14 protein-coding genes are annotated in these 18,150 nt (G+C 53.2%); 7 read left to right on the top strand and 7 right to left on the bottom strand.

Translation table 11 applies throughout. The annotated features are described in order from the left end of the window. Positions 1–86: 86 nt before the first annotated feature. From JMJ04_RS31980 to JMJ04_RS31970, 3 genes are all read right to left on the bottom strand, one after another. On the bottom strand, positions 87–1,034 hold the full coding sequence (locus JMJ04_RS31980) for an LLM class F420-dependent oxidoreductase (RefSeq protein ID WP_201374395.1): 948 nt from the start codon (positions 1,032–1,034) through the stop codon (positions 87–89). A 148-nt stretch (positions 1,035–1,182) separates the two neighbouring features. Further along, positions 1,183–4,320, bottom strand: coding sequence for a winged helix-turn-helix domain-containing protein (locus JMJ04_RS31975; protein ID WP_201374394.1), 3,138 nt, complete (start codon positions 4,318–4,320; stop codon positions 1,183–1,185). Positions 4,321–4,491: 171 nt separating this feature from the next. Next, entirely contained in the window at positions 4,492–5,241 is a 750-nt protein-coding gene (locus JMJ04_RS31970) for an arylamine N-acetyltransferase family protein (RefSeq protein ID WP_201374393.1), read from the bottom strand. A 224-nt stretch (positions 5,242–5,465) separates the two neighbouring features. Between JMJ04_RS31970 and JMJ04_RS31965 the strand changes: the two genes are divergently transcribed. Together JMJ04_RS31965 and JMJ04_RS31960 are read left to right on the top strand one after the other, a co-directional pair. After that, positions 5,466–8,669, top strand: coding sequence for a winged helix-turn-helix domain-containing protein (locus JMJ04_RS31965; RefSeq protein ID WP_201374392.1), 3,204 nt, complete (start codon positions 5,466–5,468; stop codon positions 8,667–8,669). 238 nt (positions 8,670–8,907) lie between these two features. Beyond that, entirely contained in the window at positions 8,908–9,633 is a 726-nt protein-coding gene (locus JMJ04_RS31960) for a VC0807 family protein (protein ID WP_201374391.1), read from the top strand. A gap of 116 nt (positions 9,634–9,749) precedes the next feature. Here JMJ04_RS31960 and JMJ04_RS31955 read toward each other — a convergent pair whose 3' ends face one another. Next, positions 9,750–10,688 (bottom strand): zinc-binding dehydrogenase, encoded by a 939-nt coding sequence (locus tag JMJ04_RS31955; RefSeq protein ID WP_201374390.1) that lies wholly within the window; start codon positions 10,686–10,688, stop codon positions 9,750–9,752. Between the two features lie 208 nt (positions 10,689–10,896). Here JMJ04_RS31955 and JMJ04_RS31950 point away from each other — a divergent pair, with 208 nt between their 5' ends. Beyond that, positions 10,897–11,721 (top strand): helix-turn-helix transcriptional regulator, encoded by an 825-nt coding sequence (locus JMJ04_RS31950; RefSeq protein ID WP_201374389.1) that lies wholly within the window; start codon positions 10,897–10,899, stop codon positions 11,719–11,721. 102 nt (positions 11,722–11,823) lie between these two features. Here JMJ04_RS31950 and JMJ04_RS31945 read toward each other — a convergent pair whose 3' ends face one another. Continuing rightward, the gene (locus JMJ04_RS31945; protein WP_201374388.1) at positions 11,824–12,117 is read right to left on the bottom strand and encodes an aminoglycoside phosphotransferase family protein; all 294 of its coding nucleotides are present in this window, start codon (positions 12,115–12,117) and stop codon (positions 11,824–11,826) included. Between the two features lie 140 nt (positions 12,118–12,257). Between JMJ04_RS31945 and JMJ04_RS31940 the strand changes: the two genes are divergently transcribed. Further along, a complete protein-coding gene (locus tag JMJ04_RS31940; protein WP_201374387.1) occupies positions 12,258–12,479 on the top strand; it encodes a hypothetical protein in 222 nt (73 codons plus the stop codon). Positions 12,480–12,652: 173 nt separating this feature from the next. Here JMJ04_RS31940 and JMJ04_RS31935 read toward each other — a convergent pair whose 3' ends face one another. Then, complete coding sequence (locus tag JMJ04_RS31935) at positions 12,653–13,693, bottom strand: aldo/keto reductase (RefSeq protein ID WP_201374386.1); 1,041 nt, start codon at positions 13,691–13,693, stop codon at positions 12,653–12,655. Between the two features lie 185 nt (positions 13,694–13,878). On the opposite strand from JMJ04_RS31935, the gene JMJ04_RS31930 reads away from it, so the two are divergent. Next, positions 13,879–14,478, top strand: a complete 600-nt coding sequence (locus JMJ04_RS31930; RefSeq protein ID WP_201374385.1) for a TetR/AcrR family transcriptional regulator — start codon at positions 13,879–13,881, stop codon at positions 14,476–14,478. Positions 14,479–14,553: 75 nt separating this feature from the next. On the opposite strand, the gene JMJ04_RS31925 is transcribed toward JMJ04_RS31930, so the two are convergent. Further along, on the bottom strand, positions 14,554–15,417 hold the full coding sequence (locus tag JMJ04_RS31925) for a helix-turn-helix transcriptional regulator (RefSeq protein WP_201374384.1): 864 nt from the start codon (positions 15,415–15,417) through the stop codon (positions 14,554–14,556). Between the two features lie 210 nt (positions 15,418–15,627). On the opposite strand from JMJ04_RS31925, the gene JMJ04_RS31920 reads away from it, so the two are divergent. Continuing rightward, a complete protein-coding gene (locus JMJ04_RS31920; protein ID WP_201374383.1) occupies positions 15,628–16,521 on the top strand; it encodes an oxidoreductase in 894 nt (297 codons plus the stop codon). Positions 16,522–16,758: 237 nt separating this feature from the next. Then, positions 16,759–18,123 carry a M20/M25/M40 family metallo-hydrolase gene (locus JMJ04_RS31915; protein ID WP_201374382.1) on the top strand — a complete coding sequence of 455 codons (1,365 nt, stop codon included), beginning with the start codon at positions 16,759–16,761 and terminating at the stop codon, positions 18,121–18,123. Positions 18,124–18,150: the final 27 nt, after the last annotated feature.

The following is an 18,150-nucleotide window of genomic DNA, read 5'->3' as shown; positions in this document are numbered from 1 at the left end:
ATTTTTACATATAAAAGCATATGTAGACGTGTGTTTTAGCAGCGTCGGCCCGCACCTAGAATTCATGCACAAACACGAATCCCCTATTAGTCGATAAATGCCCTGGCAAACATGCGTATGCCCTCCAATTGTGGCATATCAAAGAAGCGTATCACCAGTTCCTGCACTCCGGCATCTTCATACGCCTTCAGGCGCTGGCGAATCGTATCAGGGCTACCGATCAGGGCAATGTCGATGCGGTCACCAAAGTTGGCCCGCACAACAGGCGGGATCTTCTCCAGCGCCTCTTCGTCGGTCGCGCCAATCGAGCAGAAGGTGGTAGTCGTACGGCGGATACTCTCATAGTCGCGCCCAACGGCTTCACAGTGTGCTTTAAGCACATCAAATTTATGCCCAATGGTCGCGAGATCGTTGCCGACATTGCAGGCATCTGCATACTGTGCCACCATCTTCAGCGTGACCTTCTCGCCATCTCCGCCAATCAGCAATGGAATGTGCGGCTTTTGTACACCTTTGGGCTGATTGATGGCCCCACGCACCTGGTAGTATTTGCCTTCGAAGTAGGCCTCTTCCTGGGTCCACATGGCGAGAATCACCTGCACCGCCTCGCGCACATAGCGCAGCCGCTCGGGCGCATCGGGATACTCATAGCCATAGGCGCGATACTCATGCTCATACCAGCCAGATCCAATACCAAAGTTTAGGCGCCCATGTGAGAGCACATCCACTGTGCTGGCCATCTTGGCCAGCAATGCGGGATTGCGATAGCCATTGCATGTTACCATCTGGCCGATGCGAATGCGCTTGGTATCGCGCGCCAGCGCTGCCGCCGCTGTCCAGCACTCGAATGTAAACTCCTGCGAAGGCTCTGGAATTGTATGAAAGTGATCGACCAGGTACGCAGCCTCAAAGCCCAACTCATCCGCTGTCTGCGCCACCTGGGTCATGGCCTCATATGCCTCAACAGGATCCTTGATGTCTACCAGGTCCATCGTCCAGCCCTGTGGTAGCAAAATGCCAAATTTCATAGCCATTTATGAAAACCTCTTTCTTGTTCTTTCGTATCAGCTCGCGTGGAGGTATCTTATGCCAACTCCATGTTGATTACAGTAACCTAAAGGATAAGAAGAGGGGGAGTAATTGTTGAATACAGCACCCATCAAGCAGATGGGTCCGACGCTGCTAAAGCATGCGTCGGGGAACCTCACGTACGCGAGCAATAGCCTGTGCTCTATTCTCGGCCCCCAGCTTGCTCAGAATGTTAGAGACATGTTTCTTCGCAGTTGCCAGCGAAACGACGAGCTGATCGGCAATCTCCTGATTCGTCTTGCCTTGTGCCAATAGACCTAAAACCTCCTGCTCACGTGCAGTGAGTGGCCAGGGCAGGACTAGCGAGACTACCTGGTCAGCCTGTTGCTCAAAAGCCGCCAGCAGGGTTTTGATCGCTACTTCGGAGGATAACGAATGCACATGTTGGGTGATCGTGGGGTTCAGGAGGCTCTGAAGTACCTGTCGTAGAGGCGTATCCGCGTCCAGGTACACACGCAGGTAGTCAGTTGGCTCAGCTAACTGGAGCAGCCGGAGCGTGACCTGCCTGGCCCGGTCATCTTCGCCAGAAGCCTGTAATGCTGCTGCCTGGAGCGCCAGGAGAGGCATGACCTGCCATATACTCTCGTTCTGCTCAGCACGCACGAGCATATGGTTCAGGAGGTGCAGAGCATCAGTATTCCTCCGTAACGTGAGAAAGACACGCACCAGGGCTATAGCTTCCGCATATTCTTCATCATGAATGTAGCTAAAAGTATGGGGCTTGACCTCGTTGTGAGTTGCCCAGGCAGAGGCCGAGGCGAGATCGCCTTGTGCAAGCCAGACCAGGGCGCGCCCAGCCATTACCAGGTTGCGATGATGTTTCCATTGGCTCTGCTGGCTCAAGTGCTCTGCCTCTTTCAAGGCCTGCTCTGCCTCTTCTCGTTGTCCCATTGCAAGGAACATACGTATAGATTGGTAACAACCTGTAAGCTGTATATCCACATGTTGCCAGGTTCGAGCGAATTGCAGCGCGGCATCGAGATGAGTTCGCGCCTCTGCAAGCTGGCTCCAGGTCCAATGCAATTCAGCCAGGTGCAGGTGAAGATAGCCAAACAGAGACCGGGCTTTCCCCATCTGCTGCAAACGCTGCAATGCCTCATTCGTGATCTGATAGGCTTGCCGCAATTGCCCCCTATCTCGATAGATGACACCGAGCCTCTCCATCATCCATATGGCCTCGTAGGGATGCTGTTCTCTTTCAGCTTGCTGCTTCAACTCGGACAGCAACGGAAGCAAAGCGACCGACTTCACTTCCCCGGCAACAAGATGATAGGTTGGAAGCATCTTCCACACCACATTCTCATCTCTGGCAAGTTCCTGCAAGCGGCTGCTCAGGAGGCGCATCTGCTCCCCATCCTTCTGGATAAGCACGTCCCTGCTCGCAATCCACCCGCGCAACAAGTCCAGGCGATTCTGGAGTATATGCCGTTCTACCTCTGGAATCTTATGGCTACGCAAATACATCTCTATACGCTTGAGGATCTGACCCGTCCCGCTCACCGCCTGGTTCCACTGTTCATCGGGATCATAAAGGGCCTGCAACAAAATCTGCAAAGTTGTTGTCAGAGCAAGGCCAGCATGAGCCAACAGTAGTGGATCGGGCAAACCTGTAATCCAGACATACAACTGCGCAATTTCTCCATTCAAGCACATGTGCTCTGCTGATTGCTCCATCAGGTCAGCGGCGAAGGCGCAATCGCTGCCCGCAATTGCATGAAGAATCGCCTCGCGTGTATTACCTTGTTGAGCATACCACCGGGCCGCTCGCTGGTGTAAAACAGGAACACGCTCTGGGAAGATAGCTTGCAGGCGCGCCTGGAGCATATCACGAAAGAGGCTATGAAAGCGATACCAGTGCCGCTCCTCATCGAGAGGGACGAGGAAGAGATTGGCTTTCTCCAGGGTGCGAAGCATTTGCTGGCAGGCTTGCGCACTGGTCCCCTCCATCACCGCCTGGCAGAGCGAGGCTTGTAGGCGAGTTAAGATGGCTGTGTGAAGGAGAAAATCCTGTACCTCCTGGGTCTGGTGCTCCAAAATCTCTTCCTGCATATATTCTAGAATGAAGCGCTGCCCACTATGCAATTGTTGGACAAATGTAGAATAATCTGCTCGCGCACGCATGGCAAGGGCCACCAGTTGTAGACCCGCGATCCAGCCCTCGACCCGTTGCTCTAGCACATCGATCTCTACCTCCGCCAGGGGGAGTTTCATAGTCTGGGTGAAGAAGTCTACGACTTCGGCACGCGTAAAGCGTAAATCTTGCTCACGTAGCTCGACGACCTGTCCCCGCACACGCAAACGTGGCAGAGCTAGCTGCGGATCATAGCGTCCAGCCACAACCAGGTGCAATCTGGGAGGAAGATGCTCTAGCAAGAATTGAAAGGAGCTAACAATGGCCGGGCCGTTGATGACATGATAGTCGTCCAATATCAGCACAGTCTCGACCTGGCAGGCAGCCAGGTCGTTAATGAGGGCTGTCAGGATCGTCGAGAGAAGCGGAGACCGTGGTGCTTGCAGCATGCTCAGAGCGGTTTCACCCACACCTGGTACATGGATACGCAAGGCGGCAATGACATAGCTCCAGAAGCGTAGAGGATCGTTATCCTGCTCCTCCAGTGATAGCCAGGCAATAGCCTGTGTAGAAGCACGCTTCCGCGCCGCCCACATGGAGAGTAGTGTCGTTTTTCCACTACCAGCGGCAGCGGAGAGGAGCACTAAACGATGAGAAGATGTCGCGTCCAGGTCTTTGAGCAAGCGTTTCCGTTCTACCAGCGAAGGCGGAAGTTGGGGCGGAGAGAGTTTTGTTGTGAGAAGCGAGGCGAGATCCTGCTTTACAGGGCTGAGCAATGCTTTCTGTGGCTCAGAAACAGCGACAGCACGCGCGGTCCGCACGGCTAGCTTTGCGCTGGTTCCATCTTTACCTATGAGGTTCGAGGCAGCCTGTTCTAAGCGCGCAAACGTGGCAGTTCGCCCTACGTAGCACTTGTGAGTGCGGCGAGCCTGCCTGCTATAGGCATACCAGTACCCCGCGCCTCGGGGGCGATCTTCCTTAATAATACTAAGATGACCACCGTAACCCTCAAAAGCAAACGAGGTCTGGTCCCCCAGCCAGGCAAGCCACTCTGACTCATCTTCCTGGCGAAAAGAGCGTTGGAATTGTCCACCTGTTGTCAGTTCATAACACTGCTGCTCTTCTGACCATGTGAGCACGTACAGCGATGGCTTTGGCATAGATCTTTTACTGCTTGCCCCCTTCAGGTGGCCTACCCCTTCAAGGGAGGTTGTGTATTTCCTCTTCAATCACCCAACACCCGATCACCCAACACCGCCAAGTATAGCAGGGATAAAAATGCCATGCAAGCAATAAAATAAAACTCGCCAAAGGCGCTATAGGCCAACAGGTCAGGCTTTGAGATAGACACCAAAATATGTGGCGAGGGCGGCACTATATTCTTCCTGGCTGGCTAGTATCTGCTCCTGACGCTCGCCATGAACTGTTGTGATCAGGCGTTGATTGCTGAGAGTGATACGCCCATCATTTCTGGCAAGCGAGCACACACGATTTTGCGTAAAGTGCGACTGGGGAGAGGTCTGCTGATAGTGGCACATAGCAGAGAAATCGCTTAGTATATGAGGCTGAAGGGTAAAACGATACTCTGGCTTCCAGTCGTCGTATTGCCGCTCCAGGACCCAATATTCATCCTCTTGCACCAGGCGATAGCTTCCCCAGGTCTGAGGCTGCATAAGCGCGGGCTGCATACGAAGGGGAAGGCGAAAACTATCGCCAAAGCCTACATCCGCCAGCCAATCCTCCTCTAGATGAACAAGCAAGGTGAGGTGGTCAAACTCTGGCCCAAAGCCCCCTGAGGAATGCCCCACACCAGCAGAGAGGAGATCAACTTGAAAACCCAGCGCTCGTAGGAGTGAGGCAAAAAGACCATTGAGTTCATAGCAGAATCCGCCACGCCTCTCCTCAATAACCTTCGTCCAGAGGGAGCGTTCATCCAGGCGAATCTCTCTTCCCAGGTGGATATCGAGGTTTTCAAAAGGAACCGAGAGCAGGTGTGCTTCATGCAGTGCGTTTAGGGTCTGGATATTTGGCTCAAGCGAGCCCTGGTAGTCAATGCGTCGCAGGTAAGCTTGTATGTCCATTTTCACCCTTGCAATTCTTTATTAGATATCCCCAAAGAATAGAATATCTTCTATTCTAGTACAAAATTGGTCATTGATGATCCGCCAAACGACCAGCGATTCTTCTGTACAAAGGGACAGAATGAGAATGCAGCAACTTGCATCTTCTTCTACAGTCATCTATACTTGGGTTTAGGTAACACAGCGTTAGGTAACATCACTAGGGATGAAAAAGGTGGGAGAGGATGCCAAGGGCAGCAGCATACATCCTATCCTGGTCAGAGGCACGCCAGGCATATATTCTCTGTGATCAGCACGCAGAGGTAAAAGAAATAGTGCTGGAGGCGGACGCTTCAGCATGGCAGGAGGTGCTGGCACAGGCAGCCTCGTTCGCCTTCCGAGGACGGCAGGGCACATATACAGCGCGCCGCGAGCAGGTGAAGCAGGGTGACTGGTACTGGTATGCCTATCAGCGCTCGCAGAAGCGGGTACGCAAGAAGTACCTGGGCAAAGGCGCGGTGCTCACACTTCAGCGACTGGAGGAGGTAGCTGGACTCTTCGCAGCAGACGTTGAAGACGACAAAAATGGAGGTGCAACCAAGCAAGCTACAACAGGCAAGGAGATACATAGCCTGGCACAGGAAGAGCTACTGGCGGCCAAGCTCCGCGTCCCCCTGACACCCCAGCACCTTGTCGAGCGCACGCGCCTCATTGAACGCCTGCACCAAGCACAGGCACGCTCCCTGACCCTGATCTGCGCTCCCGCTGGTTCTGGCAAGAGTACGCTGCTTAGTAGCTGGTTGCGCACCCAGACATCGCTCTCGGTCTGGGTCTCCCTCGACACAAGCGATAACGATACCACGTGCTTCTGGCCTTACCTCTTCACGGCTATAGATACCCTCTATCCCGGCGCGGGCACCTATGCCCTGCGTATGCTCCACACCCCTCAGCGTCCCACGATTGAGCGCATCCTGACGCTGCTACTCAATCTGCTGGAGAACGAGAAGTTCAGACCCCAGAAGTCAAACGGCGAGGCACTACTCGTACTGGATGACTATCATGTAATTAGCGACGAGTCCGTTCACCAGGGCCTGACCTTCCTGGTAGAGCATCTACCTGCACATCTACACATAGTTATCGCGGCACGCCATGATCCTCCTTTGCCGCTTGCGCGCCTTCGGGTTCGCCAACTTCTGCTTGAAATACGAGCCGACGACCTACGCTTTACGAGTGAGGAGACGCTAGCGTTTTTCGCACGCCACGGAAAAGCTCCTCTTACTCACACAGAGATCTCGCTATTGGAAGAGCGCACTGCTGGCTGGGCGGCGGGGCTGCAAATGGTCGCGCTCCTCTTGCATGATCAGCCGAAAGCGCCCAATTTCTTAGAGAGTCTCAAGGGCAGCCAGAGCTACATCGCCGAATACCTGGGACAGGAGGTACTGGCACACTTGCCCGAGCGGATCCAACAATTCCTCTTGCGAACCTCGATTCTCTCACAACTAGAGGCTCAACTCTGTGAGGCCGTTAGTGCACAACTCAATGGCGAGGAGACCCTGAACTGGCTCTATCAGGCCAATCTCTTCTTGACGCCTCTGGATGAGACACGCCACTGGTATCGCTATCACCAGGTCTTTGCCGACATGCTGCTCCAACGCTTACAGCAGAGTGCCGCCACACTGGTACCAGAATTGCATCGTCGCGCCTCTCTCTGGTATCGCGAGCAAGGAATGCTGGCCGAGGCCGTCGCCCATGCTCGCTCCGCTGGCGATTGGGAGAGCATCGCCAATATTGCAGAAGAGGCTGGAGTGGAACTTATCAGTCGCGGAAACGTTCAGATGGTGATGAACTGGGTGGCGATGCTGCCTCGCCTGATAGTCTTTTCACGCCTGCGCCTCTTTCTCTATGAGTGCTGGTGGCGCTGGTACGCTGGTCATGCCGCTGTCGTCGCTGAGATGATGCGCGAGTATATCCAGCAGCACGCATTACCCGACCTGGAGATAGAGGATGTCGCCACCCTGGAGCAGACAATCAGCGCACATGTTGATATGCTCTATCCTCGCTCGCGTTGGGGCGAGGAACAGAGAGCCAACCGGATCGCCGAGATGCTGGCTCTCTATGGAGTGTTGAATATGGAGCGCCCCGATGGAGCGGCTTTTAGCCAGGCTGTGTGTCGTCGCGCGGTTGTTCATGTAGCTGGCATGGCGCATCGTGCACGCATCGCACAACATCTGAGCACGGTCTCTATTCTGCGCGGCGACCTGTTCGAAGCTACTGCTACTCTGGAAGATGCGCTGGCCTCCGCCATTGCTGATGGTAGTGTTACCTGGATGACCAGCACCGGGTATCGCCTGGTAATGCTCTATGAGATGATGGGCCAGTTGCATGATGTAACGCGCATTTCCCAGGATATTCTTGAGTTAGCGAAAGGGAAGGCATTCCTCACCCAGGGGACCGCATACATCTTCCTCGGCAATATCGAGTATGAACGTAACAATCTGGAAATGGCGGAGCACTATTTCAGGTTAGCCATCGCATCGTGCGAGGAGATTGATCTCCTCACAGAATCTGATTCCGATGTCCATTTCCTTCTTGGACAATTGGGGCTGGCACGTATCCAATTCATCAGGAAAGACATAGCAGGCGTACGTTTGTGCCTTGAAGAGATTGCAGGCTTCCTCTCACAAAAATGGGTGGGGAATGAGGTGCTCCCCGCCGTGAAGGGCGAATACGCTCTGTTGATGCATGATTTAGGTGATGATGACACAGGCTATTACTGGTTGCAAGAATATGTTCTCCCCGAACATAGCGATCAATTAGTGCTACGCCAGTTCATCTCATTGAAGCACAACCACTACCGGCTCTACATAAAGTTGTTGCTTACCTACCAACGCTGGCAGGAAGCGGAACAGGTGTTGCAAAGCCAGCAGATGTTAGCAGAGCAACAGGGGAGAACCGGTAACCTGATCCAGTGGCTCACCCTGCGCGCCTTGCTCGAGGAGGCCCAGGGCAATGCGGGGCAGGCGCTCTCTTTCATCACTCGCGCCCTGAGCCTGGCGGAGCCCAGAGGCTACCTTCGCGTTTTTCTGGACGAAGGTGCGCCCTTGCTTACCCTTCTTTATCGTTTACGTGACGAACTGCGCAAGCAACGCACCACAGAAAATCCCGCTCCTGCATCTAGCTATCTCGATAGATTGATTCTGCTTTGCAAACAGGAGCAGCAAATAGGTGTGCCATCAGGTGAGCAAGCTGAACTGGTTGAGTCGCTGAGCGAGCGTGAGTGTGAAGTACTGCGACACATCAGCGAGGGGCGATCAAATGGGGAGATCGCCCGACAACTCGTCATAGCACTGAGCACTGTGAAATCGCATATCAGGGCCATCTATGCCAAACTGGGGGTTAAGAGCCGCACGCAGGCGTTGATCCAGGCTCGCCGACTCAATCTGCTCTAGCCTCCTCCTCTCCCAGGGCGACCGCTCATGCCTCTACGAAAGCCAAAGAACCGCCCACAATTCACCTCTCGTTCCTCCTTTTGGTGGAGGATTTCTGCTCATGATGAGATTATACTGGGGCATATCGGCTCTGTAGTTTTGTGGGCTATGGCAATTCCTACGTGAATTGCCCCGAATAAGGAACAGGATGCTCGCAAGGAAATATTTCAGAGCCGGGATATCTCAAGGAGTAAGTATCATGGAAATTACGGCATCATTACAAGCACAGCCAGAAACGACGCAAAAAGCAAGCCGAACAGCGAGCATAGGGAGCCTGGTAGGCAGCCTTCTGATCAACGGAGCGCTCCCTTTCATCATTTACACGCTTCTGAAAAGTTATACCAATACCTCGGACCTCCTGGCCCTCGTAGCTTCGGGCGTACCATCTCTGCTTGAGAGCATCATAGGGATTCTCCGCAGGAAACGCATTGATTTGCTTGCCGGTATCGCCCTGGCAGGGATTGCCGCTTCGCTCATCATCACTTTCCTGGGAGGTAGCCCCAAAGTCTATCTGATACGAGAGTCTTTTTTTACCGTCGTATTTGGGCTGGTATTCTTGCTATCCTTGTTTTTCTCCAGGCCTCTCATGTTCTATTTCTCTCGTCACTTCGCGACAGGCAACCATCCAAAAAATATTCCTTGGTTTGATTCACTCTGGCAGTATCGGGGCTTCCGCACCTCTATGCGCGTGATGACAACGGTCTGGGGTATTGGATTTCTGCTTGAAGCAGCGATACGTATCTACCTGGTCCTCGCCCTGAGCACCGAGCAATTCCTGATCATTTCCCCATTCATCATCTACGGCATTATAGGAATACTCGCGGTCTGGACGTTTTTTTATAGCCGGCAAGGCCGTAAAAAAAGCGATGCAATACGGCAGAGCATGATCGTACAGCAGAATGATCCCACTTCACCAGACGCATAACAATGCGAAGTACAAGAGGTCACCAGACAAACAAGGTGACCTCTCTTCAACAGGTATTGTCAACTTATTTGAAAAATTCGTGACCAAGGTTCAACAGGATCATGTGAGTTGTACCATCAGGAGACATACAGTATCGCCTTACCCGCGATACGACGGTCCAGAAGGCTCTGGGCAACCTCGGCAACTTTGGTCCAGGAAGCCTCCAGCCCAATTTGCGGATGCAACCGTTCCTCAGCGACCATTTGAGCCAATCTTCCCAGATCTTTCGCCGCATTTAACATGCGTTCGATTTCAGGAACGAGGAATGGTCCTTTTTTTGCTGCTTCCAATCGACTCTGCAACGTTGCTTCCGGGTCTCCTGCCGCTCCTACATTCACACAGACGCCATCTGTCTCCAGTAAAGTCAAAGCAGTACTTAAAGATTTGCCGCCTAATGTATCTATGACGATATCATAAGGGCCAAACGAGCGAGCCAGAGCAACGTCCTCTCCAACGACTACCTCATGCGCCCCTATTGCTCGGGCACTGGCCACACGCTCCACGCGCCGAACAAGGGCGACCACCGTAGCACCTCCCTGACGGGCCAGTTGGCAGGCAAAATGGCCCACACCACCCGAAGCCCCCGTGACCAGCACTTTCCGATTGAGTAGAAAGCCAGCTCTCTCCAGTCCATACAAAGCAGTCAGGCCCGCGACTGGCAACGTTGCTGCTTGAGCAAATGTGATACCATCAGGGATCGCTGCCAACGAAGCTGTAGGAACCGCGACAAGTTCCGCCCATGCTCCAGAATTAACCAGGCCAAAGACTCTGGCCCCAACGGATGGCCCCGATCCATCAGCAGCCGCTTGCTCCACCACCCCAGCCAGATCCCACCCTGGGCGCCATCCCGTTTCCGAGGTACGCAAAACCGCCGTACGTACCTCGCCCAGATTGAGCGAGATGGCAGAGACACGAACCAGTGCTTCTGATGACGCAGGCGATGGTGACTCAACCTCGTGTAACGCCAGGCGTCCTTTCACATCAGGGTCAACAACAATTGCGCGAATAGTATCCATAGTCAATCTCCTTCTCAATTTCTATCTTATTTTTCTTCTTAAATGCGGTTCCACTTTTTAAGGGGGTACTTGCCGCTGCCTTCTCACCAATACGATGGCTCCTTCCTTGACCTTCGATTTTCTCTTTGCTAGTATAGGCATGAGCTGATCGTATAACCAGCGTTTGATTATCGTATGATTAAAACTAGCAGGATAAGAAGCAGAAGAGATGGATGAAAGAGAACGCAGGGAAGCGCTGGCCGCTTTCTTACGCACACGACGAGCACGCATTCAGCCCGCAGAGGTGGGCTTGCCCGCTCGCAATCGTCGTCGTACACCGGGATTGCGGCGCGAGGAGGTTGCAGAGCTTGCCAACATAGGTATTTCCTGGTATACGCTGCTTGAACAGGGACAGGATATTCATCCCTCCAAACAGGTGCTCTCCAGCCTGTCAACGGCTCTCAGGCTTACTGCTGCTGAGGAGCGACATCTCTTCCTCCTGGCATATGGAGAAGTATCTGGAAAGAGAATGGAGGAGGAACAGGTGACGCCTGCGCTCCAACGCGTTGTCAATGCACTCAATCCTCACCCGGCTTTTATGATTGGGCGGTGCTGGAATGTGCTTACCTGGAACCGAGCAGCAGAGCTGTTATTTCGTTTTCACGAGCCATGTCCACCTCACTCGCACAATGTCATCTGGCGTTTTTTTCAACGTGAAAACAGTACCCTCTATCAAGAATGGGAGAAGCAGGCACAAAGCCTGGTGGCACAATTTCGTGCCGATTACGCTCGCTATCCGGGCGATGTCTCTTTTCGTGAAATCATCGAAGACCTGCAACAGGCCAGCCCACAATTTTGTCAGTGGTGGGAACAACAAAATGTACGCGGTTTGCCCGATGGGCCTCAAGTCGTGAAGCACCCGACGCTGGGATGGTTGGAATTTGACCATGTAACCTTCCAAACATCCTTTTCCCCTGATTTACGCGTGAAAGTCTACTCAGCCACGGAAGCTTCGATATCAAAATTGGAGCAGGCTCTCTCCGCATCCTTATAAGGGACGTAACCACACCGGAAGAAACAGGTCTCTAGCAAAAATCGGACCTTGAAGAAGGTCCGATTTTTACTAGAGACCGCAAGCGCTTTCATAGTTCTCAGCTTATGCGTTGCATGATAAGCCTTTAGTTACCTGCCAGATATGCAGAATAGGCGCGATAGGCAGCGAGGTCCTGGCCAGTTTGCGTGCGACATACGCTTCTTTGGGAAAATTTGAGGAGAGCATCTTGTCCAGATTGAAGCGTACAATATACTCTTGCTTCTCCACACGAAAGGAGAACACACGCGCCACCTGTCCGCCTTCGACTGGTGTCAAATCAAGGATCGGCGCGCTAAAATGCTGGCTCAAAAGAGTGAAGACCTGGGCAGTCGGAACCACTGGACGTAAATCAGGCATAAAAAATCTCCTTTTTCACTGTACATCTCTTCTCCCCCTGAGGGGAAAAAGGCGCAAGAATCCAACGCTATGCAAAGGGAGTTTTCACGTAAAAGGATGAGAGAGGGAGAGAGCGCCTGTATACAGGAAAGGAGGACACAATGCGCGCTAACCTGAACCGCATCTCTTGCTCAACATCCGCCACCAGCTTTTCCTCCAGGCTCGATCAGCCTTCCGCGCTCGTTCGTTGGCCAGTTCAGACGCAAATGATCACATGGAGTGCTATTGTCATGCCTGATAGCCAACACACACGGTCCCGCGAAGAAAGCGAGCAAGAGAAGATGGAGAAATCTATGCGGCTAGTGGAGATACTAGCAAGCTAAAGTCCAGGTCATCAGAGCACAAACCTTTCATCCACTTAAAGCAATATACAACATTTTTTAGTATAAATGGTCCAGGCTAATTATTCAAGTGTTTGATTACCAGCTACCTCTGATATCTCCCTGGGTACAGGATGTGGGCCACGCAACATACACCCCACATCCTTTAGCATCGCCTATCGCATACCCAAAGCCTGACGCACCATATGGTCACCTCCGCTTGCTTGCCATTTGTAGGGGTAGAGCGGCTTCGGTTCGGTAAGGGTATCAAGCGCCTCTATTTCCTCTGTTGTAAGGGATAGATTGGTCGCCGCCAGATTGTCAGCAAATTGCTCTGATTTGCTGGCTCCGATAATGACCGAAGAGACATAGGGTTTTGCCAGCAACCAGGCCAGGGCAACCTGGGCCGGGGTCGCATCCCTATGAGTGACCGCGATATCGCGCAATTTATCGACAACGACATAACCTTTTTCGCGATCAATCAAAAGGAGAGAGAGATAGTCAAATGAGGTCAGCCGTCCATCGCTGACTTTGGGCTGCTCTCTCGTATACTTCCCACTCAGGAACCCACCAGCGAGCGGACTCCAGACTAACAAGCCCAGGCCCTCATAGCGTAAGAATGGAGTCACTCCATACTCGATATCACGCCCTAAAAGCGAGTAGTACATCTGTGCGGAAACAAAGGGAGCATACTCATGCTGGCGCTGTGTTGCCAGAAAGGTCGCGGCCTGCCAATCACCGAGATTGGAATACCCCACATAGCGTACTAATCCGCGCTGTACCAGGTGATCTAGCGCGCGAGCTGTCTCCTCAAAGGGCGTCAGAGGATCAGGAACGTGAAGTTGCAAAAGGTCGATATAGTCTGTTCCCAGGCGTTTGAGGCTGGCTTCTGTCGAGGCAATAACATGACGATATGACAGACCTGCATCTGTAAGTGCTGGACCAGTACGCGCCCCGAGTTTCGTAGCGATGATAACGTCACTCCGCCGCGATCCAAGCGCACGACCAAGAAACTCTTCGGCGCGCCCCCCGCCATAATTGTTCGCGGTATCGAAGAGGTTAATACCAGCTTCGATGGCCTGAGAGACCATCCTGTTTGCGCGCTCTTGATTCACTGAATGTTCAAAGCCATGAGAAACTCCTTCGCCAAAGGTCATAGTCCCCAACGTGAGCCTGGATACGACCAACCCGGTCCTCCCCAAAGTCGTGTATTGCATTGCATTTTCTCCTTTTTTTACCCTTTTGAACATTAATTACCGGTTGTTTACTGAGTAACAGTTGTCTATAATACTAGAGCCTGAAAGCTCGACAATCAATCAGCAATTTCGCGCTTTTGTCGGGTAGGGAACAAACAGAGGGACTTGTTGAGTTACATATGCGCCCAGATAAAGGAGGATAGACTATGGCTACCCCACCAAAGAGCATGGAACGACGTGTGCAACGCACACATCAGCTATTACGACAGGCGGCCATTACGATCATGAAGGAAAAGGGCTTTATGGCGATGACCATTCAGGATATCGCTGACCAGGCCAATGTCAACCGAGGAACCTTTTACGCTCACTACCCCGACAAGTATGCCTTACTGGAAGAGCTTATCCATGACCAGTTTCAAGCGCTGTTGCAGCATAGCCTTCCACCAGAACCGCGCTGGAACAAACAGACACTGCATCTCCTTGTTAAAGTCGTGCTGGAACACTTCGAGGACGAGTATGGTCAGTGCGATCCAGCCGAGGTTGTTGACCCACTCATTGAACGTGCTACCAAAGATGCATTGGCAAGCCTTCTCTTAACGTGGTTACAGCAGGAGAAGAATACCGGGGCGCGCTGGCGTGTTCCAATTGAGACAATTGCCAGAGTCGTAAGCTGGACGATTTTGGGAGTGGCGGTTCACTGGTATCAGGAGGAAACCAGGCTCTCAGCGGAAAAAGTAGCCGATGATGTATTGCTTATCATAATGGAAGGCATAGCTCATCTGGCGCCTGATACAAAATTGGCGTAAAGGTGCCTCTAAAGCAAACGTCCAAAAATGCAGATGGCTCAGGCATTACCTGTATCGAGCAAGTACATATGCGACTCAGCGCACCAACGTGTGAACATGCCCTGTTTCGCCCATTGTCACAAGCTTGCTTGCTGTCTCTGGCGAGGAGGGCGTATAGGTTACCATGTGGAGTGGGGGAGTAATCGGCACTATAAACACGCTGCTTGAGAAGTGGAGATGGCCAACTTGCGGATGGTTCAAAATCTTCTCGTGATAAAGATCACAAGAGGCTTGCACATTATGCTTTGACCACAGTGTGCGGAACTCAGGGCTTTCCCGCTGTAAGTCTGCCAACAATTGTTCAAACCAGACATCGCCAATGTACTGGTCATAGGCAGAACGCAAATGCATAACGGCATGCTGAGCCGCCTCTTCCCAATCGACAAAAAGTTGGCGCGTCGCGGAATTGGTGAACATGTTCCAGATTCTATTTCGCTCTCTCTCCCCAAGCAGAGAGAAGTCGCCAAAGACGCGACAGGCGCCTTCATTCCAGGCCACCAGGTTAAAACGATGGTCAACCAGAATGGCGGGGGTTATGCCCAGGGCATCGAGCACGGCCTGAGTGCCGGGCGGAGGAGGAATAATTGCAGTCTGCTCGACCACGACGGGAACCATGCCACGCGCGAGGACAAAGAGATGCCGGCGCTCTTCACTCTCAAGTTGCAGCGTTTCAGCGAGTCGCTCAACAACCTGCTCGGAGACGGTGATATCTCGCCCTTGCTCCAGCCAGGTATACCAGGAGACGCCAACTCCAGCGAGTTGGGCCACTTCATCGCGTCTGAGTCCCGGAGTTCTGCGCCTACCAAAGGTCGATAGTCCAAGCTGCTCCGGTTGCAAGCGCGCACGCCGTGTGCGCAGAAAATCGCCGAGTTCGGCCCGCCTCTTTGTATTGTCTCTCATATGGTTCAACCCTCTTATTCGTGACTTCTCGCCACTGCGTGGCTCGCATGATTAGTGATGCTGGTGCTAGAGAACAATATATCATGTTACTTTCACACATATGATAACTACGCTCCTGGTTCCAATCATTCCTCGGCTCTACAATGCTTACTATCCAAAGGGATATTGGTCATTCGCTTCTCCACGGATTCTTCAAGAAAGGAACTATATATGTCAAAAGTCTGGTTGATTACGGGAAGCTCACGCGGCCTGGGCCGCAGCCTCGCTGAGGCTGTGTTGCAACACGGGGATCAGCTGGTTGCCACAGCACGTAAACCTGAGCAGCTCAGTGACCTAGCAGTAAAATATGGTAAGCAGATGCGTACCATCGCTCTCGACGTCACCAATCCCGAGCAGGCTCGCGCAGCGGTCGCGACCGCCATCGAAGCCTTTGGGCGGCTCGATGTCGTGGTCAACAATGCCGGATATGCTAACGTGACAACAATTGAGGATGCCTCCGAAGAAGAGTGGCACGCCCAACTTGAAGCCAATTTGTGGGGTGTAATCAATGTGACGCGAGCCGCGCTTCCGGTCCTGCGTCAGCAGCGCTCTGGTCACTTCCTCCAGGTCTCCTCAATTGGAGGACGCACGACCGCAGCAGGCCTGGGTCCCTACCAGACCGCGAAATGGGCGGTCGAAGGCTTCTCCGAAGTCCTCTCGCGCGAGGTCAAGCACCTCGGGATTAAGGTCACCCTGGTTGAGCCCGGCAGTTTTCGTACAGATTGGGGCGGTGCTTCCATGACCTTCATAGAGGCGAGCGAAGATTATAAGAGCATCCTTGACCCGATGGTGGCCTATAGGGAGGAAATTGCTGGTAAAGAGCCTGGTGACCCGGACAAAGCCGCTCAGGCACTCATTACCATTGTGAATGAAGCGAACCCACCACTTCGTTTGCCCCTGGGAAGAGACGCCTTTAAAACTGCGCGCCTGGTCGACCAGGCCAAACTCGCTGAGACAGAGCGCTGGGAGCACCTTATTACCTCGACCGACTACGATAACGTTGAGCGAGATCCTCTGGCGCATGGCATTGGATTACCACAATCGAGCCAGGAAAGCACAAAATAAAATCACCAAAAGCATTTCAACAGGTGAATACAGGCGAGCATCTTTTATAGGTGCTCGCCTGTATTCACCTGTTAACTGCATGCAGAATGCACAAGTCGCCATCCTGCCCTGAGGCCAAAAAGGAAAAGGTCATCCTTTTTGTGATACACTGCTAACTCCAACACCTTTAAAGAGCCTGCTAGCTTGCGATCATGCTGGTATTGTTAGAGACTCCGCTGACAGTGAAAGGGCGTATATATGCGAGACATACATATTGTTGACAGCACAGAGGAGCTGGCGGCAGAAGCCGTAAAACATCTACAGGCCTTGCTGCGTTGCGAGACGGTGAATCCACCCGGCAATGAAAGCACGGCTATCGAATATATTCGTTCCCAGTTTGAAGCAGAAGGAATCGAGTACCGCGTACTCGAGGTCGCTCCTGGTCGGGTAAATATCTGGGCGCGGATACGTGGAAATGGCACAAAGCGCCCGTTGCTGCTGCTCTCGCATGTGGATGTGGTCCCTGTTGAGCGCGAGCACTGGTCTGTGGATCCCTTTGGGGGTACCATCCACAATGGGTATATTTACGGGCGCGGGGCCGTGGACACGAAGAGCCTTACAGCCAAAGAATTGACGCTCTTTTTGCACGCCGCCCGCCAGGCCAAGGCGGGGGAGATGACGCTCAGCCGCGACCTGATTTTCCTGGCCGTAGCAGATGAGGAGCAAGGCGGCACATACGGCATGGGCTGGATTGTCAAAAACGCGCCCGAGCTTATAGATGTCGAGTATGCCCTCAATGAGGGAGGTGGATTTGCCGTCGAGGTTGGTGGCAAACGCATCTATGTCTGCTCAACCGCTGAAAAAGGCAGTGCTCTTATTAAGTTGCGGGCTACTGGCGACCCTGGCCATGGTTCTGTTCCCCATCAGCGAAACGCGATTTCGTGCCTGGCGAACGCGGTCCGCCGCGTCTCGCTGGCTCCGTTGCCACTGCATGTGACCGCAACGGCACGCGCCTTAATCGCCACCCTGGCCCAAACGCAGAAACAGCCACAGCAATCCCTTCTCCCCCTGGTACTCAAACCGCTGCTCTCTGAGTCGCTACTCGGGACGCTAGATACCTACATAGCCGATGCCCTGCGCGCCATGCTGCATAATACGGCTTCACCAACCCTCTTACAAGCTGGCTACGCCTCTAACGTGATTCCAGGCGAGGCCACGGCCACTCTGGATGGACGTTTACTCCCGGGACAGACGCCGGAGATGTTTGTGGCAGAGCTACGGCGGAGGATCGCCGACCCCAATGTCGCGGTTGAGGTTGAGGGCGTCACCTTCAATGGGCATGAATGCGAGCAAGACACGGAGCTATTCACGGCTATTCGTGATGCGCTCGCCATGCATGATCCGGAGGCTCTGGTCTCACCGTACCTGCTGCCAGCCATGACGGACTCGCGCTTCCTGGTACCACGAGGGATTATCGCCTATGGCTTTGACCCAATGATGCCGGAGCCCGGCTGGCCCTCGCCACAGCAGATGGCGCATGGACATGATGAGCGTATCTCAGTCGCAAACGTCGCCTTTGGCTTACGCGTGCTCCAGCGGGTCATCACACAGATCAGCGCCTAGAGTGGCCCGACGCTCATCCTATTCGTC

This window comes from Ktedonobacter robiniae, from assembly GCF_016587375.1.
Lineage (GTDB): Bacteria > Chloroflexota > Ktedonobacteria > Ktedonobacterales > Ktedonobacteraceae > Ktedonobacter > Ktedonobacter robiniae.
This window is presented reverse-complemented; position numbering and strand designations above follow the sequence as displayed.